The sequence below is a fragment of the Ruegeria sp. AP11 genome (genome assembly GCF_056535865.1).
Window position 1 is genome coordinate 2,049,930 of record NZ_JBQFJB010000001.1, and the last position, 23,808, is coordinate 2,073,737.

At 59.4% G+C, this 23,808-nt stretch carries 26 protein-coding genes; 16 read left to right on the forward strand and 10 right to left on the reverse strand.

Annotated elements, in window-relative coordinates:
* Nucleotides 1-8 precede the first annotated feature (8 nt).
* Nucleotides 9-2,267 (forward strand): ribonuclease R, encoded by a 2,259-nt coding sequence (rnr, locus tag ACR3E4_RS10410; RefSeq protein WP_480534439.1) that lies wholly within the window; start codon nt 9-11, stop codon nt 2,265-2,267.
* Here rnr and ACR3E4_RS10415 read toward each other — a convergent pair.
* Both ACR3E4_RS10415 and ACR3E4_RS10420 read right to left on the reverse strand, forming a co-directional pair.
* Nucleotides 2,258-2,644, reverse strand: a complete 387-nt coding sequence (locus ACR3E4_RS10415) for a DUF1801 domain-containing protein (RefSeq protein WP_480534437.1) — start codon at nt 2,642-2,644, stop codon at nt 2,258-2,260. The genes rnr and ACR3E4_RS10415 overlap by 10 nt on opposite strands.
* A complete protein-coding gene (locus ACR3E4_RS10420) occupies nt 2,641-3,336 on the reverse strand; it encodes a glutathione S-transferase family protein (protein ID WP_480534435.1) in 696 nt (231 codons plus the stop codon). The genes ACR3E4_RS10415 and ACR3E4_RS10420 overlap by 4 nt, the downstream gene beginning before the upstream one ends.
* 81 nt (nt 3,337-3,417) lie before the next feature.
* Between ACR3E4_RS10420 and ACR3E4_RS10425 the strand changes: the two genes are divergently transcribed.
* Together ACR3E4_RS10425 and ACR3E4_RS10430 are read left to right on the forward strand one after the other, a co-directional pair.
* Complete coding sequence (locus ACR3E4_RS10425) at nt 3,418-4,131, forward strand: helix-turn-helix transcriptional regulator (protein ID WP_480534433.1); 714 nt, start codon at nt 3,418-3,420, stop codon at nt 4,129-4,131.
* A gap of 63 nt (nt 4,132-4,194) precedes the next feature.
* The gene (locus tag ACR3E4_RS10430) at nt 4,195-5,511 is read left to right on the forward strand and encodes a lytic murein transglycosylase (RefSeq protein WP_480534431.1); all 1,317 of its coding nucleotides are present in this window, start codon (nt 4,195-4,197) and stop codon (nt 5,509-5,511) included.
* Nucleotides 5,512-5,545: 34 nt separating this feature from the next.
* On the opposite strand, the gene ACR3E4_RS10435 is transcribed toward ACR3E4_RS10430, so the two are convergent.
* Both ACR3E4_RS10435 and ACR3E4_RS10440 read right to left on the reverse strand, forming a co-directional pair.
* The gene (locus ACR3E4_RS10435) at nt 5,546-6,943 is read right to left on the reverse strand and encodes an aspartate aminotransferase family protein (protein ID WP_480534429.1); all 1,398 of its coding nucleotides are present in this window, start codon (nt 6,941-6,943) and stop codon (nt 5,546-5,548) included.
* Nucleotides 6,944-7,018: 75 nt separating this feature from the next.
* Entirely contained in the window at nt 7,019-7,702 is a 684-nt protein-coding gene (locus ACR3E4_RS10440; protein ID WP_480534427.1) for a GntR family transcriptional regulator, read from the reverse strand.
* Nucleotides 7,703-7,842: 140 nt separating this feature from the next.
* Here ACR3E4_RS10440 and ACR3E4_RS10445 point away from each other — a divergent pair, with 140 nt between their 5' ends.
* The 5 genes from ACR3E4_RS10445 (at nt 7,843) to ACR3E4_RS10465 (ending at nt 13,130) form a co-directional block, all read left to right on the forward strand.
* On the forward strand, nt 7,843-8,928 hold the full coding sequence (locus tag ACR3E4_RS10445; protein ID WP_480534425.1) for a polyamine ABC transporter substrate-binding protein: 1,086 nt from the start codon (nt 7,843-7,845) through the stop codon (nt 8,926-8,928).
* A 71-nt stretch (nt 8,929-8,999) separates the two neighbouring features.
* Nucleotides 9,000-10,127: an ABC transporter ATP-binding protein gene (locus tag ACR3E4_RS10450; protein WP_480534423.1), complete on the forward strand. Its 1,128-nt coding sequence runs from the start codon at nt 9,000-9,002 to the stop codon at nt 10,125-10,127.
* Nucleotides 10,127-11,017: an ABC transporter permease subunit gene (locus tag ACR3E4_RS10455; protein WP_480534421.1), complete on the forward strand. Its 891-nt coding sequence runs from the start codon at nt 10,127-10,129 to the stop codon at nt 11,015-11,017. The genes ACR3E4_RS10450 and ACR3E4_RS10455 overlap by 1 nt, the downstream gene beginning before the upstream one ends.
* Nucleotides 11,014-11,832 (forward strand): ABC transporter permease, encoded by an 819-nt coding sequence (locus ACR3E4_RS10460; protein WP_480534419.1) that lies wholly within the window; start codon nt 11,014-11,016, stop codon nt 11,830-11,832. The genes ACR3E4_RS10455 and ACR3E4_RS10460 overlap by 4 nt, the downstream gene beginning before the upstream one ends.
* Nucleotides 11,829-13,130, forward strand: a complete 1,302-nt coding sequence (locus tag ACR3E4_RS10465; RefSeq protein WP_480534417.1) for an NAD(P)/FAD-dependent oxidoreductase — start codon at nt 11,829-11,831, stop codon at nt 13,128-13,130. Before ACR3E4_RS10460 ends, ACR3E4_RS10465 begins: the two co-directional genes overlap by 4 nt.
* Here the strand turns inward: ACR3E4_RS10465 and ACR3E4_RS10470 are convergent.
* From ACR3E4_RS10470 to ACR3E4_RS10480, 3 genes are read right to left on the reverse strand one after another with little or no spacing between them, the layout of a single operon-like run.
* Nucleotides 13,125-14,087, reverse strand: a complete 963-nt coding sequence (locus ACR3E4_RS10470; protein ID WP_480534415.1) for a phosphotransferase family protein — start codon at nt 14,085-14,087, stop codon at nt 13,125-13,127. The genes ACR3E4_RS10465 and ACR3E4_RS10470 overlap by 6 nt on opposite strands.
* Nucleotides 14,047-14,706 carry a flagellar hook capping FlgD N-terminal domain-containing protein gene (locus ACR3E4_RS10475; RefSeq protein ID WP_480534413.1) on the reverse strand — a complete coding sequence of 220 codons (660 nt, stop codon included), beginning with the start codon at nt 14,704-14,706 and terminating at the stop codon, nt 14,047-14,049. The genes ACR3E4_RS10470 and ACR3E4_RS10475 overlap by 41 nt, the downstream gene beginning before the upstream one ends.
* Before the next feature lie 3 nt (nt 14,707-14,709).
* Nucleotides 14,710-15,921 carry a flagellar hook-length control protein FliK gene (locus tag ACR3E4_RS10480; RefSeq protein WP_480534411.1) on the reverse strand — a complete coding sequence of 404 codons (1,212 nt, stop codon included), beginning with the start codon at nt 15,919-15,921 and terminating at the stop codon, nt 14,710-14,712.
* A gap of 111 nt (nt 15,922-16,032) precedes the next feature.
* Here ACR3E4_RS10480 and ACR3E4_RS10485 point away from each other — a divergent pair, with 111 nt between their 5' ends.
* The 6 genes from ACR3E4_RS10485 (at nt 16,033) to ACR3E4_RS10510 (ending at nt 19,746) form a co-directional block, all read left to right on the forward strand.
* Entirely contained in the window at nt 16,033-16,308 is a 276-nt protein-coding gene (locus ACR3E4_RS10485; protein WP_480534409.1) for a rod-binding protein, read from the forward strand.
* A complete protein-coding gene (locus ACR3E4_RS10490; protein WP_480534407.1) occupies nt 16,298-16,645 on the forward strand; it encodes a flagellar biosynthesis protein FlgN in 348 nt (115 codons plus the stop codon). Before ACR3E4_RS10485 ends, ACR3E4_RS10490 begins: the two co-directional genes overlap by 11 nt.
* A 208-nt stretch (nt 16,646-16,853) precedes the next feature.
* Nucleotides 16,854-18,104, forward strand: a complete 1,251-nt coding sequence (locus ACR3E4_RS10495) for a flagellin N-terminal helical domain-containing protein (RefSeq protein ID WP_480534406.1) — start codon at nt 16,854-16,856, stop codon at nt 18,102-18,104.
* A 75-nt stretch (nt 18,105-18,179) separates the two neighbouring features.
* The gene (gene flaF / locus ACR3E4_RS10500; protein WP_480534404.1) at nt 18,180-18,554 is read left to right on the forward strand and encodes a flagellar biosynthesis regulator FlaF; all 375 of its coding nucleotides are present in this window, start codon (nt 18,180-18,182) and stop codon (nt 18,552-18,554) included.
* Complete coding sequence (gene flbT / locus ACR3E4_RS10505) at nt 18,554-18,955, forward strand: flagellar biosynthesis repressor FlbT (protein WP_480534402.1); 402 nt, start codon at nt 18,554-18,556, stop codon at nt 18,953-18,955. The genes flaF and flbT overlap by 1 nt, the downstream gene beginning before the upstream one ends.
* Before the next feature lie 47 nt (nt 18,956-19,002).
* Nucleotides 19,003-19,746, forward strand: a complete 744-nt coding sequence (locus tag ACR3E4_RS10510; protein WP_480534400.1) for a DUF1217 domain-containing protein — start codon at nt 19,003-19,005, stop codon at nt 19,744-19,746.
* A gap of 18 nt (nt 19,747-19,764) precedes the next feature.
* On the opposite strand, the gene ACR3E4_RS10515 is transcribed toward ACR3E4_RS10510, so the two are convergent.
* The 3 genes from ACR3E4_RS10515 to ACR3E4_RS10525 form a co-directional block, all read right to left on the reverse strand.
* Entirely contained in the window at nt 19,765-21,336 is a 1,572-nt protein-coding gene (locus tag ACR3E4_RS10515) for a DUF427 domain-containing protein (RefSeq protein ID WP_480534398.1), read from the reverse strand.
* Between the two features lie 90 nt (nt 21,337-21,426).
* Nucleotides 21,427-22,128, reverse strand: coding sequence for a winged helix-turn-helix domain-containing protein (locus ACR3E4_RS10520; RefSeq protein ID WP_480534396.1), 702 nt, complete (start codon nt 22,126-22,128; stop codon nt 21,427-21,429).
* Nucleotides 22,100-22,387, reverse strand: a complete 288-nt coding sequence (locus tag ACR3E4_RS10525; protein ID WP_480534394.1) for a hypothetical protein — start codon at nt 22,385-22,387, stop codon at nt 22,100-22,102. Before ACR3E4_RS10525 ends, ACR3E4_RS10520 begins: the two co-directional genes overlap by 29 nt.
* Before the next feature lie 176 nt (nt 22,388-22,563).
* Here ACR3E4_RS10525 and ACR3E4_RS10530 point away from each other — a divergent pair, with 176 nt between their 5' ends.
* Entirely contained in the window at nt 22,564-23,052 is a 489-nt protein-coding gene (locus ACR3E4_RS10530) for a hypothetical protein (RefSeq protein ID WP_480534392.1), read from the forward strand.
* Nucleotides 23,053-23,162: 110 nt separating this feature from the next.
* Nucleotides 23,163-23,780, forward strand: coding sequence for a ribonuclease HII (locus tag ACR3E4_RS10535; RefSeq protein WP_480534390.1), 618 nt, complete (start codon nt 23,163-23,165; stop codon nt 23,778-23,780).
* Nucleotides 23,781-23,808 lie beyond the last annotated feature (28 nt).

A 23,808-nucleotide genomic window follows, 5' to 3' on the forward strand; every position in this document is an offset into this window, starting at 1 on the left:
CCGAAGATATGACTCGCATCCCCACCAAGCAGGAGGTCCTGGACTGGATCTCGGCGAACCCCACCCTGACCTCGAAACGCGATATCGCCAAGGCCTTTGGCATCAAGGGTGCGGATCGGATTGATCTGAAGCGTATCCTTAAGGAACTTGAGGCCGAAGGACATCTGGAAAAGCGCAAGCGCAGCTATCGTGACCCGGATCGTTTGCCGCCGGTCAGTGTGCTGCAAGTGAAGGCGCCGAACGCCGATGGCGACCTGTTCGCCCGCCCGCTGGAATGGCATGGCGAGGGGGTCGAGCCCGCCGTCCTGATCGTCGCCCGCGCCAGCGATCCTGCGCTGGGTGAGGGCGACCGCATTCTGGCCCGCCTGACTGTGGTGCATGAAGAAGACCACAATTACGAGGCCCGCCTGATCCGCCGCATCGGCACCAACCCGCGCAAGATCGTCGGTATCTTCCGCAAAGGGGCCGAGGGCGGGCGGATTGTGCCCATCGACAAGGCCGGGTCCACCGAATGGCTGGTCGCGGACGGGGCCGTTCTGGGCGCCAAAGACGGCGAGCTGGTCGAGGCCGAACAGGCCGGACCGAAGAACCGCATGGGCCTGCCGCGCGCGCGTATTGTCGAACGGCTGGGTGATCCGACCGCGCCCAAGGCGGTCTCGCTGATTGCGATCCACCAGCACGGCATCCCCGACGACTTCCCCGACAAGGTGATTGACGAGGCCGACAAGGCCAAACCCGTTGGTCTGAAAGGGCGCGAAGACCTGCGGGACATGCCGCTGCTGACCATCGACCCGTCCGATGCGCGCGATCATGACGATGCCTGCTATGCTCATGCGGATGACGATCCCAAGAACCCTGGCGGCCATGTGATCTGGGTCGCCATCGCCGATGTCGCCGCCTATGTACAGCCCGGCACCGCACTGGACCGTGAGGCGCGTAAGCGGGGCAATTCCAGCTATTTCCCCGACCGCGTGGTGCCGATGCTGCCGGATCGTCTGTCGGGTGACCTTTGCTCGTTGCACGAAGGCGTTCCGCGCGCCTGTATCGCTGTCCGAATGCAGATCGACTCAGAGGGCAACAAGATCGGCCATCGTTTTGTGCGTGGCCTGATGCGCTCTGCCGCGTCGCTGAACTATGCCGAGGTGCAGGAGGCCATCAACGGCACGCCCAACGACCGCACCGGGCCTTTGCTGGAGACGGTGCTGAAACCGCTCTACGCAGCCTACGCCGCGCTGAAAAAGGCGCGCGCGGTGCGGCAGCCGCTGGAGTTGGACCTGCCCGAACGCAAGATCGTGCTGTCCGACACCGGTGAAGTGACCAGTGTCGCCTTCCGCGACCGGCTGGATGCGCATAAGCTGATTGAGGAGTTCATGATCCTTGCCAATGTCGCCGCCGCCGAAACCTTGATCGCCAAACGCCGCCCGCTGCTGTTCCGCGTGCACGAAGAACCCGCGCCCGAGAAGCTGGAAAGCCTGCGGGAAACGGCGCAGGCGGCAGGGCTGAATCTGGCCAAGGGGCAGGTGTTGCAGACCCGGCACCTGAACGCGCTGCTGAACGCCGCCGCCGGGACCGAGGATGCGGAACTGATCAACCTGACCACCCTGCGGTCGATGGCGCAGGCCTATTACAACCCCGAAAATTTCGGCCATTTCGGTCTGGCGCTGCGAAACTATGCGCATTTCACCTCGCCCATCCGGCGCTATGCCGACCTGATCGTGCATCGCGCTCTGATCTCGGCCCATGGCTGGGGCAAGGACGGGCTGACCGAGGATGAAATCGCGCGGTTGGAGGAAACCGCCACCCATATCTCGGATACGGAGCGCCGCTCGATGATGGCCGAGCGTGACACCACCGACCGCTATCTGGCTGCGTATCTCAGCGAGCGGGTGGGCAATGAATTCTCGGGCCGGATCAGCGGCATCGCCCGGTTTGGCGCCTTCGTGAAGATGGACGAAACCGGCGCGGATGGGCTGGTGCCCGTGCGATCTCTGGGGCGGGAATTCTTCCATTTCGACCGCGAGGCGGGAACGCTGATGGGCTCGGACACGGGCCTGATCATTGCCATCGGTCAGCGTGTCACCGTGCGGCTGACCGAGGCGACACCGGTCACCGGCGGGCTGGAACTTGAGCTGCTGTCCATCGACGATCAGGCGCTTCCACGCGGGCGCGGCCCCGCCAAGCGGAGCTCGCGGCGCAAGGCTGTCAGCACCAAGCGCAAGAAGGACAAGATCAAGCGAAAGATCGAGCGTAAGCGCCGTCAGAGGTGATAGGTCAGGGCCCGGGCAATCAGCCAGCCATGACGGGTCGGGTCGATCTGCGCAGAGTCGTCAAACAGCACCGCGCGGTTTCCGTCAATCCGGTCCTCACCCGGAAAGGCCGAGGTGAAATCGCCCATCAGGCGGCTCTGGCAGTGCACGAACAGGGCGAAGGACGCAGATTTGTGGCCGCCCAACCGGATCGTTGAACCTTTGGGTGCCAGATAGGCGGGCTGGCCCCAGCGCAGTTCCTCGCTCAGCGGTTGGGCGCGGGGCAGGGATGCGGCGGTCTCGAAGATGAGCGCGCGCAGGGTCAAAGCACCTGCGCGGCTGTCCTCCGGCAGCGCGTCAAAGGCGGCGGCCACTTTGGGGTCGTCAAACGGCGTCATAGCGGGATCGCCTGCTCCATCCGGTCTACATAGCTGTTCAGCAGCTTATCCTGTTTGATCCGTCGGGTCAGCGGGGTGTCGGCTGGCGTGGCGCGCATTGCCGCCAGCATGGGGCCGACGCTCATATCCGCCGAGGTCGGCGCGTCGCTCATCAGATAGGGGGATTGCCACAGATAGGCCGAGATCGCTTCGAGGTCGCGCTCCAGCCTGTCTTGCCGTTCGGCGGGTGAAAATCGGGAAACGCCCTGAAAGGACAACCCTTTGAGGACCGACTTGCGGATCGAATTTGAAACGGGCTTGCGGATCAGCGCCGGGATCGTGGTGAAAAACGTGTCCCGCAGGATCGGCCAGACCTGATCGTTGGCCCAGCGGTCCTGCACGATATGGAAATACAGATGCTCTTCGGCCAGCCGGATCAGCGCGCGGGACTGCGCCTTTTGTACGTCACTGAGGCCAGTGTCGAAATCGATCCCCTGCGCCTCAAGCCAGTCGCGGATCAGGTCGCTGTCGGGCACCAAACGCTCGGGCGTGCGCAGAACCGGCAGCTTCTGATGCGGCATCTTGCGGGGGTCCAGCATGTCGGACCGCGCCCAGCGTTGCCCCGAGCGTTGCAGCATGAGCGCGGTTTTCACACAGAACGGGCTGGCGCTGAACTGGCCAAAGGCGGAAGGGAAGGTGAGTAGGGTCAGCATGGTGATCTCCATCTTGCGTCACGTGATGGATACGATCCCCTGATGACAGATTTCGTCATCAGGGTTAGGTTAACTCTCACCATGTCCCGTACCGCCCGTCTGTTCCAATTGATGCAAGCTTTGCGATCTGGCCCGTCGCCCAGAACGTCCGTCCAGTTGGCGCAGGATCTGGGTGTCTCAGCGCGCACCATCCATCGCGATATCGACGCTCTGCGCGCTTTGGGTGCGGTGATTGACGGTGAGGCTGGGTTTGGCTTTACCCTGATAGAAGACGCCACCCTGCCACCGCTGGGGTTCACAAATGACGAGCTTGAAGCGCTGGTTCTGGGCCTGCGCGAGGTGCAACTGATCGGCGACCCGGCGCTGTCCGATGCCGCCAGTGAGGCGCTGCGCAAGCTGCAAGGGCGCTTGCCACAGCGCCAGTCGCATCGGCTGAGCCACGCTGTTCTGACCGCCACGCGGTTTGACCGACCGGCCATCCCAACAATTGAGGTCGCCGCCTTGCGTCAGGCCGCATGGGACGAGCGCGCGGTCGAGTTCGCCTATACGGATGCGAAGGGCGATGACACCCGCCGCCGGGTCAATCCGCTGAGCATCGTTTACATGGATCGCGCCAGTGTTCTGCTGTCGTGGTGCCATCTGCGGCAGGATTTCCGGGTGTTCCGGCTGGACCGGATGCAGGACATGACCGTGACCGAAGAGAGCTTTCGCCCCAACCGGGTGCCATTGCTGCGGGACGCCATCGCCCGCATCCGCGCCCAGCATGAGGCAAAGGATCACGAAACCGGGTCCTGAGCACTTTGTGAAACGCCCATTCTGCGCTATCATCAGCACCGAGCAGTAATCAGGAAAAACGGAATGCATAAATGCATAGGTGGCGTCATGACCGCCGCATTATGGGCATCCATAGTGCAGGCGGATATATCAGACAATTCAACATGGCCTTTGGCCCGACCTCAGGTCGAAAACATGCAGCTGGCCTCGGCGGATGTGATGGTTTCAATCCGGCCGGTGGTGCGGCCCGAAGCAAAGGTTCAACCCGTGTCGGCTGAGGGCAACGCGCGGTTTCAGGCATGGCTGGGTGCGTTTCGCGAACGGGCGATGGCACAGGGTATCTCGGACGCGACACTGGATCAGGCATTTGCGGGCCTCAGCTATGACAAGGAGGTCATTCGGCGCGACCGCAATCAGGCCGAGTTTTCCAAGCCGATCTGGGAGTATCTGGATGCCGCCGTCTCGGACACGCGGGTCTCAAACGGGCGCGCGGGGCTGGAGCGGCACCGGGACACACTGACCCGGATCGAGGTGCAATATGGCGTCGAAAAAGAGGTGGTGACCGCGATTTGGGGGCTGGAAACGTCCTTTGGAACATTTCGGGGCAGCAATCAGACGATCCGGTCGCTGGCAACGCTGGCCTTTGACGGAAGGCGGGCGACCTTTTTCGAAACGCAACTGATTGCGGCGCTGCAGATCGTGCAAGCCGGAGATGTCCGCCCGGAAAACATGATTGGAAGCTGGGCCGGGGCGATGGGGCATACGCAGTTCATGCCGACCTCGTTTCTGGATTATGCGGTCGATTTCGATGGCGACAGACGCCGTGATATCTGGTCGGACGACCCAACCGACGCGCTGGCCTCGGCCGCCGCCTATCTGGCGCGGCATGGCTGGACCAAAGGGCAGCCATGGGGCGTCGAGGTCCGGTTGCCGGATGGTTTCGATTACGCGCTGGCGCGGCGGGATCATAAGGCCTTGCCATCGGATTGGGCAGAATTGGGTGTCGTGGCCCGCGATGGCGTTGCGGTACCGGATCACGGCCCGGGATCGATCCTGTTGCCTGCGGGTGGGCGCGGCGTGGCCCTGATGATCTTCGACAATTTCAAGGTGATCGAGGCCTATAACGGCGCCGATGCCTATGTGATCGGCATCGGTCACCTGTCCGACCGGCTGGCGGGTGGCGCGCCGTTTCAGGCGGGGTGGCCGCGCGGCGACCGGGTGCTGAGCTTTACCGAACGCAAGGAACTGCAAAAGCGCCTGACCAAAGCCGGGTTCGACACGCAGGGCATCGATGGACGCACCGGCCCCAACACGATCAACGCGGTGCGGGCCTTTCAGATGGCGCAGGGGCTGGTGCCGGATGGCTACCCCTCGCTAAGCTTGCTGGAGCGGATGCGGTGAAGACCCGGGCGGCCAAGGAGGCCGCCCGAACACCTTAGGACGCGGCTTTCATCAAGCCTTTTTCGGTGATCTCCACCAGAGCCTCATCAAGCGATTTATGGATGCGCACGAACATCTCGTCGATATCCTCGGGCGTCATGACCAGAGGCGGAGAGATGATCATGCGGTCGCCGACATGACGCATGATCAGATTGTTGGCAAAGCAGTGGTCACGGCAGATGTAGCCGACCGTGCCGGACTCGGACGCGAATTTGGCGCGGCTCGCCTTGTCGGGGGTCAGCGCGATCGAGCCCATCATGCCCACGATTTTTGCCTCACCCACCAACGGATGATCGGTCAGCGCCTCCCATTTCTCTTTCAGATAGGGGGCGGCCACATCGCGTACATGATCGATGATCTTCTCTTCTTCCAGAATGCGCAGATTCTCGAGCGCCACCGCTGCCGCGACAGGGTGGCCCGAATAGGTATAGCCATGGTTGAACTCGGTGGCGCTGATGACCTTGGCCACTTCATCACACACAATCGACCCGCCAATCGGCGCATAGCCCGAGCTGAGGCCCTTGGCGATGGTCATGATATGCGGCTTGATTCCAACAGTTTGCGAGCCGAACCAGTTGCCGGTGCGGCCAAAACCGCAGATCACCTCATCCGCGATTAGCAGGATATCATACTTGTCGCAGATGCGCTGAATCTCGGGCCAGTAGGTGTCGGGCGCCACGATGACGCCGCCTGCACCCTGTACCGGTTCCGCGATGAAGGCGGCAACGCGATCCTCGCCCAGTTCCTGAATCGCTTCTTCCAGTTCACGCGCACGGGCTAGACCGAACTCTTCCGGGTTCACGTCGCCGCCTTCGGACCACCAGTTCGGCTGGTTGATGTGATGGATGTTCGGGATCGGAATGCCGCCCTGCGCATGCATTCCGGCCATACCGCCCAGCGAGGCCGAGCCGACGGTTGAGCCGTGATAGGCGTTGTGGCGGCTGATGATGATGTTCTTGTCCGGCTGGCCCTTTTCGGCCCAATAGGTGCGGACAAGACGGATGTTGGTGTCATTCGCCTCGGACCCGCCCCCGGCGAAAAACACATGGTTCAGATCCCCCGGCGCAAGCTCGGCCAGTTTCGCGGCCAGAGCGATTGCAGGCACATGGGTGGTCTTGAAGAACGTGTTGTAGAACGGAAGTTCGCGCATCTGGCGCGCGGCGACATTGGCCAGTTCATCACGGCCATAGCCGATATTGACGCACCACAGCCCGGCCATTCCGTCCAGAATGTCGTGCCCTTCGCTGTCAGTCAGATAGACGCCTTTGGCGCGGGTGATCACGCGCACCCCTTCGGTTTCCAGATCGCTATTGGTCGAAAACGGATGCAGATGGTGTGCCGCATCCAACGCCTGTAGCGCGGCAGTTGGCATGTGATTGGTGATGGTGGACATCCGGGATTCTCCTGCAAGCGGGGTCGCCGTACAGAATATGATCAAATTTTTCGCTGTCAATCGAATCACCGTTCTCTAAACGGATTTCAGGGCATCCCCCATCATCATCATGCCTTGTTCGATGTCCTGCGCGGTCGCAATAGCGGCTTGTTCCGCATTGCGTTCACGCAGCGCAGTGATGATGTCCTTGTGCCTGTCCGGCAGGCTCTGCGTTCCGAAACGTCCGCAAACGATGCGCAAGGAAGGCCCGAATCGAAGCCATAGCCGTTCCGCCAGATCGACAAGGATCGGGGCCTCGGCATGATCATAAAGCGCCTGGTGAAATGCGTGGTTCAGCCGGAGATACCCGCCGACATCGCCATCCGCTATCATGCGGTCCAATCGTTGGTCTATGCGTTCCAGTTGGTCGATCTCTGCTGTAGGAATCTTGTCGGCCGCACGTCTGGAAAGCTCTGTTTCTATTGATATTCTGGCGAATATCATCTGCTCGATATCACCTGAGGTCAACAGTGGGACACTGACGCGCCGATTGCCCTGGAAGATCAATGCACCGTCCGAGATCAACCGCCTGATCGCCTCGCGTACCGGGGTCATGCCGACGCCCAGCGAATCAGTGAGTCCCTGGATCGTAACCGGCTGTCCGGGCACCATGTCGCCAAACAGGATCTGTGATTTCAGTGTGTGATAGACCTGCTCATGCGCAGGGCGCTTTTCGCTGTCTGAAAGAACTGCATTTGCTTTATTTTTGATCAAATCCAAAAGGTTTGCCCCGATCCGCGTGCCTGCGGCTTGCCACAATATTTGCCTACTGAGACTATAAGTCAGACGGGGACAAAACGCAAAACTTGATCAAATCCAAAAAAACGGGAAAATAGCCGCATACTTTCAGGGAGAGAACTATGAAACTGAAAACGCTGGGGATGACAGCGATCGTCGCATTGGTAACAACGGCGGCATTTGCTGAGGAAGTGCGTGTCTATAACTGGTCAGACTATATCGACGAAGAACTGCTGACCAAATTCGAAGAAGAAACAGGGCTGACCCTGATCTATGACGTGTTCGACAGCAATGAGGTTCTGGAAACCAAGATGCTGGCCGGCGGGTCGGGTTATGATGTTGTGGTGCCATCGGGCACATTCCTGCAGCGTCAGATTCAGGCCGGAGCTTTTCAGCAACTGGACCAGTCGGCGCTGACCAACGCCGGGAATCTGTGGGACGTCATACAGGAACGCACAGTTGGTTATGACCCGGACAATGCCTATTCGATCAACTATATGTGGGGCACAACGGGTCTTGGTGTGAATGTCGACAAGGTCAAAGAGGTGCTGGGCGATGATGCTGCGCTGAACAGCATGGACCTGGTTCTGAAGCCCGAGAATATGGAAAAGCTGGCTGCCTGTGGTGTGCATTTCCTGGACGCACCATCCGAGATCATCCCGATGGTATTGCAGTACATCGGTGAGAACCCGGACAGCCACGACAAGGATGTGATTGCCAAAACCGAAGAGGTGCTGACAGCTGTGCGTCCGCACATCCAGAAATTCCACAGTTCGGAATACATCAACGCTCTGGCAAACGGTGATATCTGTGTGGCGGTCGGATGGTCCGGTGACATTCTGCAGGCCCGCGATCGTGCGGCCGAAGCGGATAACGGCGTGGAGATTGAATATCATCCGTTCGCCGAGGGCTCTTTGATGTGGTTCGACCAGATGGCAATTCCTGCGGATGCGCCGAACCCGGAAGGGGCGCACCAGTTCCTGAACTTCATCATGGATGCCAACAACATGGCTGCTGCGTCGAATTATGTGTACTACGCCAATGGCAACAAGGCCTCGCAAGAGTTTCTTGAGGAAGACGTGATCGGCGACCCGGCAATTTATCCGGACGCGGCGACCATGGAGAACACCTATATCACCACGCCATATCCGCCAAAGACGCAACGGGTCGTGACCCGACTGTGGACCAAAGTGAAATCAGGCACCTGATCTGACGACAGCGCAAGACGGAGGCACCGTCTTGCGCCCTTTTCTGTCCAGTCCGACAAACGGGGGCCGCTTTGAACTCTGACGTTTTTGAGCCGTGGGATGACCCGCAGGCGAAACCTCTGATCCAGTTCCAGAACGTGACCAAGCGCTTTGGCGCGTTCACCGCAATCGACAATCTGTCGCTGGATATCTACGAACGGGAATTTTTTGCCCTGCTCGGCCCGTCGGGCTGTGGCAAGACCACGATGATGCGAATGCTCGCCGGGTTTGAAACCCCGACCGAGGGTCATATCCTTTTGGGTGGGCAGGATATCGACCCGATTCCGCCGAACAAGCGTGCGGTGAACATGATGTTCCAGTCCTACGCGCTGTTCCCTCATCTGAGCATCTGGGAAAACATCGCCTTTGGACTGCGCCGCGATAAAATGCCTAAACAGGACCTCAACGACCGGGTCGAAGAGATGCTGCGCCTGACCCGGCTGGAACAATTCGCGCGGCGCAAGCCCCACCAGATCTCAGGCGGGCAGAGACAGCGTGTGGCACTGGCCCGGTCTCTGGCCAAGGCCCCGAAACTGTTGCTGCTGGACGAGCCGCTGGGTGCGTTGGACAAGAAACTGCGGCAGGATACGCAGTTCGAATTGATGGACATTCAGGAAAAGACCGGCACCACCTTCGTGATCGTAACCCATGATCAGGAAGAGGCCATGACCGTCGCCAGCCGCGTCGCCGTCATGGATCAGGGCAAGCTGATGCAAGTGGCGACGCCGGACCGAATCTATGAAACCCCAAACTCGGTCTACGTGGCTGATTTCATAGGAGATGTGAATATCATCGAAGGCCGTGCAACCGCGCAGGGTGATGAGAGTTATCAGATCGACTGGGCCGAGGGGCAACCACCGTTGACGGCGACCTCTGCAACCAGCCTGACAAATGGTCAAGGCTGCCATCTGGCCATCCGGCCCGAGAAGGTGGCCATATCCGCCGAACGCCCGGCGGATGCAATCAACGCCATTCAGGGCAAGGTGCATGACATCGCCTATCTGGGCAATCTGTCCACCTATCATGTCGAATTGCCCAATGGCACGATCATCAAGGCGCAAACGGCGAATACCCGTCGTATCTCGCGCCGGTCCTTTACCTGGGAAGACCCGGTCTGGCTGTCCTGGACGGCCACCGCCGCGGTTCTGCTGCAAAACTGATGCGCCGCGCCGTCCTGATTGCCATTCCCTATGTCTGGCTGCTGGCACTGTTTCTGGTGCCGTTCCTGATCGTTCTCAAGATATCGCTGTCGGACACCGCTCTGGCGATCCCGCCCTATACCCCGACACTGGATTTGTCTGCGGGCTGGGCAGGGGTCAAAGAGTTCTTCGGCCAGCTTGATCTGGAGAATTTCGTCTGGTTGACCGAGGATGATCTGTATTGGAAGGCCTATCTGTCCAGCGTCAAGATCGCCCTGATTTCAACCATCCTGACCCTTCTGGTCGGTTATCCCATCGCCTACGCGATGGCGCGTGCACCGGAAGAGTGGCGGCCCACGCTGATGATGCTGGTGATCCTGCCGTTCTGGACCTCGTTCCTGATCCGTGTCTATGCGTGGATGGGTATCCTCAGCAACGAAGGATATCTGAACCAGATCCTGCTATGGACCGGCATTATCTCGACCCCGCTGACCATCCTGAACACAAATACCGCAGTCTATATCGGCATTGTTTATACCTATCTGCCTTTCATGATCCTGCCGATCTACTCGGCGCTCGAACGGATGGATGGATCGCTGATCGAAGCGGCCGAGGATCTGGGTTGTTCCCGCCTGATGGCCTTCTGGCTGATCACCATCCCGCTGTCGCGCCCCGGTATCATCGCGGGCTGTTTTCTGGTGATGATCCCGGTGATCGGTGAATTCGTGATCCCCTCGCTGCTCGGCGGCTCGGGCACGCTGATGATCGGTAAGGTGTTGTGGGAAGAGTTCTTCTCGAACCGCGACTGGCCCGTGGCCAGCGCCGTGGCCGTAGTGCTGCTGCTGATCCTCGTCATTCCGATTGTGCTGTTCCAGCGCAATCAGCAGAAACAGGCGGAGGCGGATCAATGAACAGGCTGAGCTGGTTCAACGCGGTCTCGCTGACTCTGGGCTTTGCGTTCCTCTATATCCCGATGATCATCCTGATCATTTTCAGTTTCAACGAAAGCAAGCTGGTGACGGTCTGGGCCGGATTTTCGACCAAATGGTACGGAGAACTGGTGCAGAATCAGGCTTTCCTTGATGCGGCATGGGTCACCATACGGGTGGCGGTGTTCTCATCCACTCTGGCTACCATTCTGGGCACGGCAGCAGCCTATGTTCTGGTGCGCGGCGGGCGGTTCTTTGGCCGGACGTTGTTTTCCGGCATGATCTATGCCCCGCTGGTGATGCCCGAGGTGATCACCGGTCTGTCGCTGCTGCTGCTGTTTATCGGTATCGGGCTAGACCGGGGCATTCTGACAATCGTGTTGGCGCATACCACCTTTTCGATGTGCTTTGTCTCGGTCGTCGTATCCTCGCGCCTCGTGACATTCGATCAATCGCTGGAAGAAGCGGCGCTGGATCTGGGTTGCTCACCAGCACAGGCATTCCGATTGGTAACACTGCCGATCATTGCGCCTGCGGTGATTTCGGGCTGGTTGCTGGCCTTCACCCTGTCGCTGGACGATCTGGTGATTGCGTCCTTCACCTCGGGACCTTCGGCGACGACCCTGCCGATCAAGATATTCTCGGCGGTTCGGTTGGGTGTCAGCCCAGAGATCAACGCGCTGTCGACGCTGATGATCGCGGTCGTCACGGTAGGGGTCATCACCGCCTCACTGGTCACGAAACGGGCGATGATGCGTCAAAAGCAGGAAGAAATGGCCGCTGCGCGGGCTGAATGAAACGGATATTTCCTGAATATGCCTACGGCCCCGCGCCCCGCGCGGGGTGTTGGTGGGATGAAACCACAGCTGCCCCGGACTGGCCTGTTCTGGATGGTGATCTTGGCGTCGATGTCGCAATCATCGGCGGCGGCTTCACCGGTCTTTCGGCGGCATTGCATCTGGCCGAGGCGGGCGTCTCGGTCGCCGTTCTCGAAGCAGAAAACCCCGGTTGGGGCGCTTCGGGTCGTAATGGCGGGTTTTGCTGTTTAGGCGGTTCGAAGCTGAGCAACGCGGCCTTGTCCCGCCGGTACGGAGCCACCGAAGCGCAGGCCTATCACCAAGCGGAAACAGACGCCGTGTCACTGGTGGCTGACCTGTTGTCGCGACTTGATATTGAGGCCGATACGCATTCCAACGGCGAAACCCGTCTGGCCCATTCACCTCGCGCGATGGAGAAGTTGCGGCGTGAAGATGACGGGACCGGTCAGTTGCACGAGCGGGATGAACTGACGGCTCTCGGGCTTGGGGGGCGGTTCTTCGGCGGCTATACAAGCCCGATCGGCTTTGGTCTCAATCCGCGAAAATACCTGTTCGGTCTGGCGGCGGCGGCGCATCAGGCCGGTGCAAACCTGTATCAACACAGCCCGGTCCTGCGGATTGAGAAAACCGCAAACGGTCATCACCTGACGACCCGATCCGGTGTCGTGCGTGCCGCCAGCGTACTGATCTGCACCAACGGGTATTCCAGCGACGACCTGCCGCCCTGGATGGCTGCGCGCTATATGCCTGCGCAATCCACGGTGTTGGTGACGCGCGCCCTGTCCGAGGCTGAGTTGCAGGCACAGGGATGGTGTTCGGGTCAGATGGCCTATGACACGCGCAATTTGCTGCACTATTTCCGCCTGATGCCGGATCGGCGTTTCTTGTTTGGAATGCGTGGCGGGTTGCTGTCCTCCCCCCGGGCCGAAGCGGTCATCCGACAAAAGCTGTTGCGTGATTTCAGAAAGATTTTTCCGGCTTGGGCAGGCGTCGAGGCCACGCATGTGTGGTCCGGCATGGTATGTCTGTCCCGCGATCTCGTCCCTTTTGCCGGGCCGGTGCCGGGGCATCCCGGGCTTTACGCCGGATTTGCCTATCACGGCAATGGCGTCGCTATGGGCACCTATTGCGGGCGCGCGCTGGCCCGGATGGTTTTGGGGCAGGGGCCCGGTTTGCCCGGTCCGATGGCTCGTATTCCCCGCCGCTTTCCTTTCGGTCGGTGGCGCCGTGCGGTGATGCCGCCGGCCTATGCTTTGTTGGGGCTGGCAGATCTATAAAGTTGCGATTTCCAGTTCGTACCCTCTGGCGTAATCCGGAGCTCCGTTCTCGGCGCGCCAAAGGCAATAAGCCGCCATGCGCCAGGCGTACCAAGGTTGCAGTGTGCGATAACGCCGGATGATGTGCGGGTCGCCATAAGCCGCAAGGAACTGCGCCTCTTCCGTCGGCGCCAGAGGTGCCCCGCGATATAGCTGCTGCATCGCGGGTGACAGAAACATGGCCAGATCCTCGCACGGGTCACCCCAGGCGGGGCACTGCCAGTCGATCAGGGTCATGCCGTTATCGGCTTGCAGAATATTGCCAGCGACCGGATCGCCATGGATCAGAGATCGTTTGGGCAGGGGGGCGACGTCTTGCCAAGGGCGCATGGCCCGCAATCGGTCCGCTTTGTCTGAGAGGCACTGGGCCAGTATTTGTTGAGCATGCCGATCCAGATCGTCGCTTCCGTTACAGCCCGGCGGAGCGTCCAGTTTGACAGATCGCTGGTGCAGGTGCTGCAGCAATCGAGCAACCCCTTCGACTCCATCACGCCACGGAGAGCCCGGGGCGTGGTCATAATAGACCCAGTTTGACGGGCCGAACGCACCGGTGGCCCGCAGTTTTGGAACGAACCCGGTATCCCCGAGCGCCTGCAGGCAGGCGGCCTCGAGCTTCGCATCATTGCGAAAAAGCGGATTGCGGAATTGCGCGCGATAAAGCTTGAGCACCGCACCGGTGTCACCGGACAGCACTTTCCAAACCTGATTGGTGCGCCCACCATAAAGCACTTCGAACCGGTCATCCGGCTCGATCAGCTTGCGGGCGATGAGCTGTTTCACAAGCTCGGATGGTGGGGCGGTGTGATCAGACAGGAGCGTTACCAGTTCTTCGGGCGAATCGCGGTGCGCCCAGCTTTGGCGCGCCCGAAGGATCAGATCAAGCGCCTGTGCGGATTTGCGAAACCGTTTCGACTGCAACCTCGGCGCCGCTGTCCAGTTTCAACATGATGCCGCCGTCGTTGATCTGCGCCTCGACCACCCGGCTGAAGGCGGCGGCGGGGGTGCTGCTGAGCCTTCGTCCGTCCTTGAAGCTTTCGAGCGCGGCCGAATAATTGCCCGCCGGGAAGGGGTTTCCAGTGCTGTCCACACCGGCCCATACGAACTCGGTCCGGTCGAGCGGGACAGCGACACGGTCGACCACTGCGCCCTGTCCGTCCTGGATGACCAACTCTGCACGATCCGCTGTGGCCTCGGCCCGCGCTGAAAGTGTGACGGGTGCGGCCTCAAATCGAAACGGGGCGGTTGTCTGTACATCCATTCCGACCCAACTGCCGAGTTGCTCCAGATTGACGGATCCCAGCGACTGGGCCAGCGCCGACAAAAGCTCATTCGCTTTGACCTGTTGTTCCACCATCGAAAACTGGGCCAATTGCGAGGCGTATTCTGACGAATCCAACGGCTCCAGCGGGTCTTGATTGCGCGCTTGTGCCGTCAACATGCGCAGGAAAGTCTCGAAATCCGACGTCAGCGTAGAGTTTTGCGAGGGGATTCCGGTCGCTGCCGGAGAGGTGGTTGTCGCGTTTAAGGCTGGGATCATGGGTCAGACTCTCATATCTAGGCCCTGATCGGGGCCAATCTGTATCGGGCGCGCGGTGGAATCACTGCCGCTTGCGGGTTCAGTTGTGTTGAAAAACGGCTCAGAATCCGGCTGTTCGCGCTCGGTCGAGGTGTCGCCGGACGATCCAAAATCCAGAGATAACCCGTCATATCCCAGCTTTTCGAACTCGGCTGACAGAATCGCGATATGGCGGCGCATAAGGTCGAGCGTTTCCGGCCGTTCGGCCATGATCATCATATGCATCCCGTCGTCGCGGCCATTGAGCGTGATCGAGACGCGCCCAAGTTCTTCGGGGTTCAGCGCGATTTCCACCCCGCCTGCGCCGGGTTTCGCGGATATGACCGCCGCCATCTGACTGGCAATCGCTCGGGCGGTCTCGGTCCGCGCGGGAGGCAGGGGCATGGCGGGTGTGCTATCGCGCAATGCGTGAGAGACCGCAGCCTCGCGCAAAGGTGGAAGATCGAGGAGGTCAGCCTCCGGACCAACGGATTCTTCTGCTCCGTTCAACTTGGGCAAGGCGACCTGCGGAACGGGGACGGATGTGGACGGCATTGCAGCTTGCATCGGCTGGTTCGAGGGCAATGCCGTGGGCTCAGCGATGGGTGTCTTGAGTAAAGGCTCTTGCTGACGATTCCGGGTGATTGCTTCCATGACCGAGACAACAATCTGAGGCTGCGCTGCTACGCTTTGTTCTGCTTTCGGTTGGTGTCTTGTGACATCATTTTCGACGGGTTCGGCGGGCTTTGATCCGTCCGCCTGCGACGCCGCTTTCGGTGGATCAGGCGGCAAAACGGTGGCGCCCCGCGTTGAAGCGAGCTGTGAATCTGCGCGTACCGATTCACCGGGCAGGACCCTATCGGGGACCCGCTCAGAATGTTCGACTTCAACGCCAACCGGCACGTCGGGTGTTCGAATCAACCCAATCTCTGGCGGATCCGTATTCTCTTCAGCGGGCACCTGAGGATCGGAAGGGCGTGCGGCTTCTTGGACGTCGCCGTCAGACGGATCGGGAAGCGCAACCTGATCTGTGACCGTGATCTCGGCTTCCTTGTCCACATCCTGCAGCCCGGCCTCTTCTTCCATCGCTTTCTCAAAAGCGAAGCCAATTTTCGACTCGGCATCTTTCCCCCGGGGGGCATCCGGTTTGGCACCGCTTGAGGATGCCGTTGTAATCAGGGTCAGCGGGTTGGGCATGTGGCTGCGACTCCGTTTATCTGTCCGGCAGCTTGCCCTCAGGAAGTTACGTTTATTTTAACCGCTTTCCTCTTTGATCGGGAAAGTTCGAAGCAATTTTCGGAGAATCCGATGACGATTCCAGTGAGCGCACCCAAGGTGGGAAACACGGCGATTTCACAAAAACTCAGGGCTGCATCTGTTGAGCTTGAGGCGGCATTTCTGACTGAGATGCTGAAATCAGCGGGCCTGGGCGAAGCGCGCCAGAGCTTTGGTGGCGGTGCCGGCGAGGATCAATTCGCCTCGTTCCTTGTTCAGCAGCAAGCACAACAAATGGCGCGGTCCGGTGGCTTCGGCCTGTCCGAGATTCTGTTCAACGCAATGATGGAGAAAACGGATGGGCAATGACCCGATCAAGGCACTCGAAGACCTGCTGGAAACCGAACGCGCCGCGCTGGCGCAGGGAAATCTGGACGCACTGGACCAGTTGACGCCCGAAAAGGAGCAACTGATCGGTGTCATCAACGATCTGAAAGTTTTCGAAACCGAAGATCTGATCCGGGTTCAGAGGAAGGTCGAGCGCAATCAGGCCCTTCTCAACAGCGCGGCTGAGGGGATTCGCGCGGTGGCTGACCGGATGTCTGAATTGCGGCGCGTACGGCAGGAATTCAGCACTTACGACGCCTCGGGTCAGCGTAACGGATTCGCCGTTCGCGCCCGCGCGAAGCTGGAGAAACGCGCGTAAGAACCGGTTTGATTCAAATCCTAGGTTTTGGGGGCGGGTGTCTTAGCACTCCGTTAGGGGATCACGGTCAAAGGTGGCGTTGCACCTGATCAGCAGGTGGCGCGCAGGCCGCAGGGCACGACGCACAGGTCAGAACGACAGAATGCCCGTCGATGAGGCGGGAAAGCAGCGGCGCGAAACGCGCCCGAACATAAAAAGGATGACAAATATGTCCAGCATTCTGACGAACAATGGCGCGATGGTTGCGCTGCAAACCCTGAAGTCAGTCAACAAGAACCTGGAAATGACCCAGAACGCGATCTCGACCGGTAAGGATGTCGCGACCGCCAAGGATAATTCGGCCGTCTGGGCGATTTCCAAAGTCATGGAGTCGGACGTCAAGGGCTTCAAGGCCATCAAGGACAGCCTTGCACTGGGTGAATCGACCGTTGCGGTTGCACGAAACGCCTCGGAAACCGTGACTGATCTGCTGACGCAGATGAAGGAAAAGATCGTTGCGGCGCAGGAAGACAACGTTGACCGGTCCAAGATCAACGATGACGTTACTGCGCTTCGCGACCAGATCGCATCTGTTGTTGGCGCTGCGCAGTTCAATGGTCTGAACCTGGTTGATGGCACCGCGGGTACCGTCTCGGTCCTGTCCTCGTTGGATCGCGACAACACGGGTGCGGTGAACGCGTCGTCGATTTCTGTTGCCAGCCAGGATCTGTCCATTGGCGGCTATACCGCGAAAGGCGTCCTTGCCGGGTCGGACAACGCGACAACGGACAACGATGTCGCCGGATTCACTCTGAACCGCACAACGGGCACCGGGGACATCGTCATCGACAGCTCCACCGACAACTTCGAGGTGGGTGACAGCGTGTCGATCCGGGTTGGTGATCAAGAGGTGTCTTACACCATTCAGGACAGCGATCTGGATCCGTCGGGTACGTATGACGAAAACTACACCGATGCTCTGGTTGCGGTCGGCCTCAAGAACCAGATTGATGCGCTTGGGATCACTGGCCTTGCGGCTGACTATGACTCTTCCGGCGCACCGAATACCATCTCGTTTGCTACCGGTACCGCCGCTGCGGGTGCTGACGCGGATCAGGATATTTCGATCTCGGCACAGTTTACCAATGCCGGTTCGGGTGGTCTTGGCGCGCTGAGCTCGATCGACGTCTCCTCGGATGCCGGTGCAGCCGCTGCGCTGGGCACCATTGAAACGCTGATCGACACTTCGATCGATGCGGCCGCGGCCTTTGGTTCGGTGCAGGGTCGGATCGAAACGCAGCAGGACTTTGTGTCGAAACTGACCGACTCGTTCAAATCCGGCATCGGCTCTCTGGTTGACGCCGATATGGAAGAGACTTCGGCCCGTTTGCAGGCGCTGCAGGTGCAGCAGCAATTGGCGACGCAATCGCTGTCGATTGCGAACCAGGCGCCGCAATCCATCCTGTCGCTGTTCCGTTAACCCGGAACCTATCCGGGGCGCGCTTGACGCGCCCAGGATCTGATCGCCCCAGAAGGACAATTGGAAGGATTTCAAGTGACCCCGCAAATGCTCGCCCAACATGCCTACGCGCAATCAGCAGCACCAACCCGCACCCCTCGGGATACGGAATACGAGGCGATATCAAAGATCACGCATCGCCTGAAGGCGGCGGCATCGCGCAAGGGCGCGGATTTTAGCGGTTTTGTTCAGGCTTTGCATGAAAACCGGCGTTTGTGGACCGTGTTGGCGACCGGTGTTTCAGACACGGACAATGCGCTGCCGAATGAACTGCGCGCACGGATATTCTATCTGGCGGAATTCACCGAACATCACAGCAGCCAGGTTCTGGGGAACAAGGCAGGGGTGGAACCCTTGCTCGAGATCAACATGGCCGTGCTGCGCGGGCTGCGCCAGATGAGGGGCAGCTGATGAGCGGTCTGGTTCTGAAACTTGCCCCGAAGGAACGCGTTCTGATCAACGGGGTGGTGATCGAAAACGGTGATCGCCGCAGCCGGTTCTCGATCATGACACCTGAGGCCAATGTCTTGCGTTTGCGGGATGCGATTCACCCGGAAGAGGCCAACACCCCGGTACGCCGCGTCTGCTATGCCGCGCAGTTGGTGTTGTCCGGTGACAGTGAACCCGATCAGGCGCGCCAGCAGCTGCTGCGCCGGGTAGAAGAGTTGAGCCAGGTGTTTACCGACACCGACAGCCGTCGTGTGCTGGCAGATGCGACCGAAGCACTGGTGTCCGAGCAATATTATAGGTGTCTCAAGTCGCTTCGCTCTTTGCTGCCGCGCGAAGAACGACTGATGGCGTATCAACAATGATCTTTCAGCCGGTCGTGCCAACAGGAGGGGTCGTTGGGTGGCGCTTTTTGCAGCGCACCTACGAGGCGCAGCTTGAAAGCTACTCTGCTTCCGCGGTGAATGAGAGGGATACGAAGTACTTTCTCGAAAACATCGGCAACATGCGTTCCGCTGAAGACTTGGTATCGGACAGGCGGCTGTTGCAGGTGGCCCTTGGGGCTTTTGGCCTGGAGGGTGATCTGGACAATCGGTATTTCATCCAGAAGGTTCTGTCCGATGGGACCCGGGCAGACGATGCGCTGTCCAATCGTCTGGCCGACAAAAGGTACCGCGATATGGCCGATGCCTTCGGGTTTGGGCCCGGGGAAGTTCCGAAAACGAACCTTATTAACAACATGCGTAAGATTGCCGAGGTCAATCTGGTGGCCAGCTTCGAAATCTCGGTTGGGCAGCAAGATGATACCATGCGCATTGCACTCTACATCCAGCATGCATTACCCGAAATCGCAGGGACCGACAGCAGCGAAGATACAAAATGGTTTGACCTGATGGGATCACCACCCTTGCGGAGCATGATGGAGACCACGCTTGGGTTGCCGTCGAGTTTCGCCCAACTAGATATCGATCGACAGTTGGACGTGTTCAAAGACGGTCTGCAGCGTGCCACCGGATCATCGAACCTGTCCCAATTCTCAGACGCTGAGGCGGTCGAGACGCTGACCGACACCTACCTGGCGCGGACCCAGATTGCAGCGCTGCAAAACACGATTTCGCCCGCTCAGACTGCTTTGATCCTGCTTGGCGGCGGGTGATCCGGCCAGCGGCGTCGGTCAGGCATCCAATAGGGCATCCGCGGGACTGCGCAGCGCGAAGGATTCGACCGGTTGCGACACGTTATGCAGTTTCACCGCACCCAACGGGACAGCGTGCTGACATGCGGGTTCGATATCCTGTGACACCACGATCCGATGGCCGACGGTCTTGCCAAATTCGCCCAAACGTGCGGCGACATTGGCGGCCTGCCCGATCACGGTGAAATCCAAACGCTCACGCGAGCCGACATTGCCATAGGTCACCCGACCATAGGCAACGCCGATCGAGCAATCGCAATGATGATCCCGCTCTTCATTGCGAAGCGCGGCCAGTTTCCCGACGATTTCGACCGCTGATTGCTGCGCATTTGCACGGGCGCGGGCCGGGTTGTCGCCGGCGGGGAATACGGCGAGGACCGCGTCGCCGATGAATTTCAGAACCTCCCCGTCATGGTCATGCACGATGCCGGACACGGTTTCGAAAAAAGAGTTCAGAATGGTGATATATCGGCTGCGGCCCAGCTGCTCTTCCAGCGTTGTCGAGTTTCGCAGGTCGCAGAACATGATCGCGGCATCAATGTCATCTCCATCACCGCGACGGATTTCACCGCCCAGTACCCGCGCGCCCGTGCGCTTGCCCACATAGGTCTCCAGCAGAACCTGCGCATTTTCGCGCTGCATGAAGACTTCATAAAACCGGGCGATGACCGAGGAACACTCGAAGACCAGCCCCAGATTCTCCGTGGTGAACCCATCCGGGTGATCGCAGGTCAACGTCAGAACGTTGATCCGCCCGTCCGAAAAGGGCAGCGGCATGGCGACATAATCCGTGGCCCCTTTGGCCCGCAAGTCTTCGATGATCGGAAAACTGTTATGCGGGTTGTCGTTGTTCAGGCGCTGGCGCACCCCGCCCAATCCGTTCGAGACGTGGCGCAGCGGGCTGTTGGTAAAGGCCGGATGGTCGTGGATTTCATAGGTCGGGGTATGGGTCGATATCTCGGCCGCATCCTTTTCCCAGATATAGTGTTTGCCCGCAATCAGCGGGTGCAGCGACCAGACCAGAATGCTGAGACGCTGAATGGCGATGCCATGTTCCAGCATTTTCTCAGCCAGCGCTTTGGTAAACCCGTCGGGCGTATCCAACTCGGAGGCGCCGCGCATCAGCCAGTCAATCAAAGGCCCGCTGATGTTGCCGTCATCGGGGTGGCGCAGTTGGTTGGCGCCAAGATCGATCCTCGTGGCCGTATCCGGCATAAACCCGATATGGCCCTGAATGGCCGCACTTTCCGGAAAGGCGTCCTCATAGGCCCAGATCGAGTTGTTCAGCCGCTCTTCGGGCAGGCTGATGTCGTGATAGGTTGCGGTGCCTTTGAAGGGGCAAAAGGTCTGCAACTCGGTCTCGGGGCCAAGCTCAATACACAGGTCGTCGCGCGGGATGTATATCGCCGGCGGTAGCCGTGTTTCGTACATCACCTTGGCATTGTGACTTTCGGCCAAAAGGATATCGCCGCGGTAAATCGCGATCCGCCCCTGCAGGGGTTCGACGGAAATCCCATAGCCTTTGACATCTGGAGTGGCGTGGACGTTCATCTGTAACCTCCCTTGGCCAGTTCCTATAGGATGGGCCTTGGCGGGTAGATTTCCAAGGGGCGGGAGCCGTATTTCCGCACCCCTCTGGCCTCAGACCATCTGAATCACGTCTTTTTCTATCGACAGCATATAGCCTTTTTTGGCGATGTTCTTCACCAGCAGCTCACTGACCATCTGATTGCCCAGGGCATCACGCAGTCGTTTGATCCGGGTGGCGCCTGCGGCTTCGTCGCAATCGGCGGCATTCTTGCCCGAGATCATCGCCTCGATTTGCACCCCGGACAGAACTTCATCATCCAACCGGGATTCGGCCAGAACCGACAGCGTCTCCATCGCGGCCGGGGTCAGTTTGAAGTCCATGTTGTTGAGGTAGACCGTGTTCTCCTCACGACTGATCAGAAGCGATGTGACCTGAATTCCGGTCCGCTCGATCTGGGCCATGCGGCGGTTGAACAGGACGAGCATCACCAGAAAAATCAGCGCCGCGATCAGCATGGCGCTGGCAAAGACGAGCAGCACGAAGATTACCATGCGATAACTGGATAGCGTGTCGGCAAAGGCGGTGCCGGACTGGGCCAGAATCTCAAGCAACCGGATTTCGGATTGCGAGGTCAGGTCGGCCTCGACAAACAAGCGTTCGACCCGGGCGTTGAAGGCGTTGGCATCGGGCAGTGTCCAGAACAGGAAAACCGCAGCCGTCACCAGGATCACTACAATTGCTGCGATCCCCAGACCAACCAGACGAACCCCCGTGCGACGCGCTTCAGTAACGGAGATAGAATTTTCCGGCATTGGCCTTCCTTCGATCCAACCCGTCCGCCTCAAACACGGACATGACATTCAACAGGGTCCAGCCGTTTGACTTCAGCCGCTTCGCGACCTCTTTCCGGGCCGGCCCCTTTTTGCAGTTCGAGACTTCCATAACACCATAATGCAGCCGCAAGGGATTATCCTTTTTGGCTTTGTAATCGGCGTAGCAGTCTGCCGCGATGGCCTGCGACCCCACCGATATCAGGGCCGTCAGAACCAGAGAAGAGAGGATCTGTTTCATGGGCTGCATCCTGCGCATGGGTTGTACGGATATTCAATAACCTCAGGGGGTTTGAGGTCGTGATATCCGATAACAGGGTGCCGTTATTGCTTGTCTGAAGGGGGTGGCCGCACTGTCGGGGCATCAAATACGCGGTCCGTCACGGGCCTGCCTCATCATCCGAAAGGACACGCATCATGCATCGTAAATTCATCGCTTTGATCGTCGCCACCGCCATCGCCATCACCGGAGTTTCCGCGTCTCAGGCGCGGGCGGCGGATACCGGAGATATCATTGGCGGCCTTGCCGCGCTCGCCATCATCGGTGCGGCGGTCAACCACTATCAAAAACAAAATCGTAAGCAGGTTGAGGTGCGCAGGCATCAGTACAAGCCGAAGCCGCAATACGTGTATCCCAATGTCAGGAAGCCCGTGAACAAACATCACGTCCGCCCGCTGCCCAAGCGCGTTGCGCGTTATGATTTGCCGCAGCGCTGCCTGCGCACCTTTGACGGCTATTCGAAAAAGCGTCCGCTGCTTGGGCCGAATTGCCTTAAGAAGCACTACAAACATGCAAATAGCCTGCCCTACCAGTGCAAGGTTGGTTTCTGGAATGGTAAGACGGTAATACGGGCCTACGAACCCACTTGCCTGCGCCAGAAAGGATACCGTGTCGTTTACCAGTAATCGGTTTCGAGCAGGAGTGGTGCCAAAGAAGCGCCACATGGAAGAGGGTGGCGCAAGCTGCCCTCTTCTTTTTTCTTGCGCCCGTGGCGGAAACGCGGTTTGCCAAGAGGATGTCGATACCTGATTATGAACTTGAAAAGGCCCTGCAGGCGCGCGGATATCTTCGCATTGCCGGGGTGGACGAGGTTGGGCGCGGGCCACTTGCCGGACCGGTTGTTGCCGCAGCGGTAGTTTTGAACCCGGACGACATTCCCGATGGGTTGAATGATTCCAAGAAGCTGACGGCCAAGCGTCGCGTCAGTCTGGACGACGCGTTGCGCGCGCGCGCCGATGTGGCGATTGCCGAGGCCACCGTGGCCGAGATCGATGAGCACAACATCCTGCGCGCCTCTCATCTGGCGATGGAGCGTGCGGTGGCCGCGCTGAACCCGGCGCCGGATTATCTGCTGATCGACGGCAACTTGATTCCACGTTGTTTGACGATATTGGCCGAGGCGGTGGTCAAAGGCGATGCGCGGTCGGTGTCAATTGCGGCGGCTTCGATCCTGGCCAAGAACTGGCGCGATCGGCTGATGGTGGATTTGGCGCAACAGCATCCCGGCTATGGATGGGAGGCAAATGCCGGTTATCCGACGAAACAGCACCGCGACGCGTTGCGAAATCTTGGCGTGACCCCACACCATAGACGTTCGTTCAAACCCGTCCACAATATCTTGTATCAAGAGTAAATCGTAAGTTGCTGATTCAAAAAAGAAA

Bases quoted from the DNA above. Each gene is read 5' to 3' on its own strand.
- rnr (WP_480534439.1), top strand. From the start codon at position 9: ATGACTCGCATCCCCACCAAGCAGGAGGTCCTGGACTGGATCTCGGCG.
- ACR3E4_RS10415 (WP_480534437.1), bottom strand. From the start codon at position 2,644: ATGACGCCGTTTGACGACCCCAAAGTGGCCGCCGCCTTTGACGCGCTG.
- ACR3E4_RS10420 (WP_480534435.1), bottom strand. From the start codon at position 3,336: ATGCTGACCCTACTCACCTTCCCTTCCGCCTTTGGCCAGTTCAGCGCC.
- ACR3E4_RS10425 (WP_480534433.1), top strand. From the start codon at position 3,418: ATGTCCCGTACCGCCCGTCTGTTCCAATTGATGCAAGCTTTGCGATCT.
- ACR3E4_RS10430 (WP_480534431.1), top strand. From the start codon at position 4,195: ATGCATAAATGCATAGGTGGCGTCATGACCGCCGCATTATGGGCATCC.
- ACR3E4_RS10435 (WP_480534429.1), bottom strand. From the start codon at position 6,943: ATGTCCACCATCACCAATCACATGCCAACTGCCGCGCTACAGGCGTTG.
- ACR3E4_RS10445 (WP_480534425.1), top strand. From the start codon at position 7,843: ATGAAACTGAAAACGCTGGGGATGACAGCGATCGTCGCATTGGTAACA.
- ACR3E4_RS10455 (WP_480534421.1), top strand. From the start codon at position 10,127: ATGCGCCGCGCCGTCCTGATTGCCATTCCCTATGTCTGGCTGCTGGCA.
- ACR3E4_RS10460 (WP_480534419.1), top strand. From the start codon at position 11,014: ATGAACAGGCTGAGCTGGTTCAACGCGGTCTCGCTGACTCTGGGCTTT.
- ACR3E4_RS10465 (WP_480534417.1), top strand. From the start codon at position 11,829: ATGAAACGGATATTTCCTGAATATGCCTACGGCCCCGCGCCCCGCGCG.
- ACR3E4_RS10475 (WP_480534413.1), bottom strand. From the start codon at position 14,706: ATGATCCCAGCCTTAAACGCGACAACCACCTCTCCGGCAGCGACCGGA.
- ACR3E4_RS10480 (WP_480534411.1), bottom strand. From the start codon at position 15,921: ATGCCCAACCCGCTGACCCTGATTACAACGGCATCCTCAAGCGGTGCC.
- ACR3E4_RS10485 (WP_480534409.1), top strand. From the start codon at position 16,033: ATGACGATTCCAGTGAGCGCACCCAAGGTGGGAAACACGGCGATTTCA.
- ACR3E4_RS10490 (WP_480534407.1), top strand. From the start codon at position 16,298: ATGGGCAATGACCCGATCAAGGCACTCGAAGACCTGCTGGAAACCGAA.
- ACR3E4_RS10495 (WP_480534406.1), top strand. From the start codon at position 16,854: ATGTCCAGCATTCTGACGAACAATGGCGCGATGGTTGCGCTGCAAACC.
- flbT (WP_480534402.1), top strand. From the start codon at position 18,554: ATGAGCGGTCTGGTTCTGAAACTTGCCCCGAAGGAACGCGTTCTGATC.
- ACR3E4_RS10515 (WP_480534398.1), bottom strand. From the start codon at position 21,336: ATGAACGTCCACGCCACTCCAGATGTCAAAGGCTATGGGATTTCCGTC.
- ACR3E4_RS10520 (WP_480534396.1), bottom strand. From the start codon at position 22,128: ATGCCGGAAAATTCTATCTCCGTTACTGAAGCGCGTCGCACGGGGGTT.
- ACR3E4_RS10525 (WP_480534394.1), bottom strand. From the start codon at position 22,387: ATGAAACAGATCCTCTCTTCTCTGGTTCTGACGGCCCTGATATCGGTG.
- ACR3E4_RS10530 (WP_480534392.1), top strand. From the start codon at position 22,564: ATGCATCGTAAATTCATCGCTTTGATCGTCGCCACCGCCATCGCCATC.
- ACR3E4_RS10535 (WP_480534390.1), top strand. From the start codon at position 23,163: ATGTCGATACCTGATTATGAACTTGAAAAGGCCCTGCAGGCGCGCGGA.